Below are 3,850 nucleotides of genomic sequence, written 5' to 3' on the forward strand. Positions count from 1 at the left end.
TGACGGGAGCGGTCTCAGTCGTGATGGGAGCGGTATCAGTCGTGACGGGAGCGGTCTAAGTCGTGACGGGAGCGGTCTGAGTCGTGACAGGAGCGGTATCAGTCATGACGGGAGCGGTCTAAGTCTTGACGGGAGCGGTCTAAGTCGTGATGCCTCCTGCCCCCTAGTTGCATAATGTAACCATACAAACAGCTAGTATAAACGCGATGTGCTACTTATTCTTAAAACCCCGCTTCTAAACCTCTCCCCGTTGGCATCAGCCTGCCGTTAGGCAAGCACAGAGAGGCTTTGATTATTGCTCTTCTTCCCTTGTAGGGAAGGGGTTGGGGGTTAGGTTTGAGAGAAAGTTACAGACGGCGTTAGTATAAGGGAAATTATTTATGTTATGAGTAATCAGCAAGAGCCAGAAAATTTAGCCCCTGACAATGAGCGGTCATTGCAAACTCTGATGCGAACAATTACTCTTTCTCAGGGACACTTTTCGCTGATTTTATTGCGCTGTAATTATGTTGCTTTACGTCAGCGTATGGTAAAACAGCTGCACCAAATCTCTCCTGTGGAAATACGCGAAATTACCTTACCTGCATCAGTCAAAACGCTTTACACAAAAATACACGAACAACTCTTAGATGAACAGCCACCAGCATTAATGGTTTTTGGTTTGGAGTCGGTTAAAGATATTGATACAGTTCTAACTTCAGCTAACCAAGTGCGGGAGGAGTTTAGAAAAAACTTTCCCTTTCCGATATTGTTGTGGGTTAATGACCATGTTCTGCAAAAATTTATTCGATTAGCAACTGATTTAGAGAATTGGGCAACTATCATTGAGTTTGAAAACCCTACCGATGAGTTAGTCAACTTCCTCAAGCAAAAAACTGATGAAATCTTTGCTGGTGATGTAAAGCCTAATCCCCAAATGTGCCGGGAACTAGAAACCGCCCGTCAGGATTTACACAACCGTCAACAAGTATTAAAACCAGCACTTCAAGCCAGTTTAGAATTTGTGCTTGGCTTCAATGATTATCTACATGACCAGATAGATGCTGCTAAAGAACACTATCAACAGAGTTTGAGTTTTTGGCAACAAAGTAATGATTTAGAACGACAAGGAATATTACTCGTTAATATTGCCTTAATTCCCGAGCGCCAAGCTGAAAAAAATCAAGTAGAGAATATCGGGTATTGGCAAGAGGCTAGAAATTCTCTTCAGCAAGCTATTGAGATTTTTGAGCAAGCACAACGTTCAGATTTAGTTGCGAAACATATTACTAAACTGGGTGAAGTGCTGCGACATTTACAAGCATGGTCAGAGTTGCAAAACCTTGTGGAAAAATCTCTGCTGCTACATCAAAATTATGGCACGCCGTTGCAATTAGCTAAAGATTATGGTTTTTTGGCAGAAGTAGCCTTGGAGCAGTCACGCTGGGAAGAAGCTAATCAACTCGCAGGGCAAACATTGCAAATATTAGCTGAGATACCTAATCTTCAATCAAATGAATTTGGATTGTATTGGTTTATTTTAGCCAAATCGCAACAGGGTTTAGGTCAAGTTGAAGCAGCAATTAATAGTTTAGAAAGGGGAAAAGTTGAAAGTAATCATCAGTATAACCCACAATTATATATATCTATATTAGAGAGGTTGCGTTTACTCTACTTTGACCAATTTGAATATCTCAAAGCTTTTCAGATTAAGCAGGAGCAATTACAAATTGAACAGCAGTATGGTTTCCGCGCCTTTGTTGGTGCATCTTACCTCAACCCGCAGCGACAAGCAATTAATTCTGCACAGTTGCAAGTAGAAAATCCTGAAACCATTGCTCAAGAAATTGCCGCTTCTGGTCGTGGACTAAATGTTAAGCAGTTGCGAGAAAGAATTGGCGGAACTGAGCATAAATTGACTGTAATTCATGGTCAATCAGGAGTCGGCAAAAGTTCAATTTTACAGGGTGGGTTAATCCCGGCGTTGCAACAGGAAGCAATTGGTGAGCGAGATGCTCTACCTATTTTGTTGCGAGTATATACAGATTGGGTAGGAATGTTGGGGCGGCGTTTGGCTAAGGCTTTTGAGGAAGTTAGAGGTAGTCCATTATCTGTTAATCTTGATTCTTCAGCAGCTATTTTAGAACAATTACAGAGAAATGCCGACCGGAATTTGTTGACGGTTTTAATATTTGACCAGTTTGAGGAGTTTTTCTTTGTTTATCCAGACGAAGGTCAACGACGAGCATTTTATGAGTTTTTGCGAGTTTGTCTAGATATTCCTTTTCTCAAGGTAATTCTATCCTTACGGGAAGATTATTTACATTATTTATTAGAGTTAGGCCGTCTGTTTGATTTGAGTGTAATTAATAATAATATTCTTGATAAAAATATTCGCTATTACTTGGGTAACTTTTTGCCAGCCGATGCTAAAGCTGTTGTGGAGAGTTTAACACAACGCTCTCACTTCTACCTAGAGCCTGAACTTATTGAACAATTAGTGAGGGATTTAGCAGGTGAATTGGGGGAGGTACGCCCAATTGAGTTACAAATTGTTGGGACGCAACTGCAAACTGAGAAAATTACTACTTTAGAAAAGTATCTTCAGTTTGGCACGAAAGAAAAACTGGTTGAGCGATTTTTAGAAGAGGTCATCCATGATTGTGGCGCGGAGAATGAACAGGTTGCACAACTGGTTTTATATTTACTCACAGATGAAAATGGTACTCGTCCCCTGAAGACTCGTGCTGAGTTAGCAGCAGATTTGGCAGCAGAAGTTGATAAATTAGATTTGGTGTTAGAAATTTTTGTGGCATCAAGGTTAGTGTTGCTGTTACCAGAATCGCCTGCTGACCGTTATCAATTGGTGCATGATTATCTTGTATCGTTTATTCGCCAACAGCAGGGAAGTGAGTTGTTAGCAGAATTAGAAAAGATACGTGAGCAACAAAAGCTAACTGAAGAAGAATTGAAGCGTGAACAAGAGGCAAGGCAGATATTAACTGATGCAAAACGCAAAGCTGACCAGCAAATTCAAGAGGGACGCAAGCGGTTGACGATAAGTTCTGGTTTAGCGGTATGTCTATTATTATTTGCAGGTATATCATCTTTATATGCATTGAGTCAAATTAACGTGGCTAAAGATGCTGGTAACAAAAAGCAACGGGCAGAAAATAAATTTATGACTGCTGAAGCCAAGTACAATCGAGTAACTCAACGCTTGCAAGCTACACAAAAGCAAGAGAGAGAAATACAGAATAAAGCGCAAGGATTAGAAACTAAAAACAAAGATGCAGAGCAAAAGTTTCAAGCAGCCCAGAAGAATCAACAAGTTGCAGAAGTAAAATTTAAGGCAGCACAGGTAGATTTAGAGAAAGTAAAGCAGCAAGCAGTAGAATTACAATCTAAAAATTCTCAAGCACAGGAAAAAATTCAAACAGCTAACGAACAAGTCAAAACTGCTCAAGAGAAAGCACAACAGGCAAATAGACAACAAGAGGAAGCACAATCTAAAACTAAACAGGCTCAAACTATTTTGAGTCAAGCACAAGCAGCGCGACAAGCAGCAGAAACAGCACAAAAAGAATCACAAAAGGGAACGGAATTAGAACGCGCAGGTGTTAATGCTTTAAGACAGTTTGAGTATACCGAGTTAGAATCGCTGGTTGCAGCAGTGCAGAGTGGAAAAGAGTTAAAGACTTTGGTAAAAGATGGTCGCCCTCTAGAAAAATATCCAGCTATTAGCCCTATTTTTGCTTTGGATAGTATTCTCAATAAAATTAAAGAACGTAACCAGTTCCAAGGGCATCAAGGCAATGTCTTAAGTGTGAGTTTCAGCCCGGACGGCAAAACCATCGCCACGGCATCAGAT

Annotated in this window: 1 protein-coding gene; it reads left to right on the plus strand. The window is 40.6% G+C overall.

Translation table 11 applies throughout. The annotated features are described in order from the left end of the window. Positions 1-385: 385 nt before the first annotated feature. Positions 386-3,850 (plus strand): hypothetical protein (locus PUQ00_RS04865; RefSeq protein ID WP_300413693.1); only part of this gene is annotated, 3,465 nt, incomplete at its 3' end.

It is taken from the genome of Nostoc sp. S13, assembly GCF_029379315.1.
In the GTDB taxonomy this organism is placed as follows: domain Bacteria; phylum Cyanobacteriota; class Cyanobacteriia; order Cyanobacteriales; family Nostocaceae; genus Nostoc.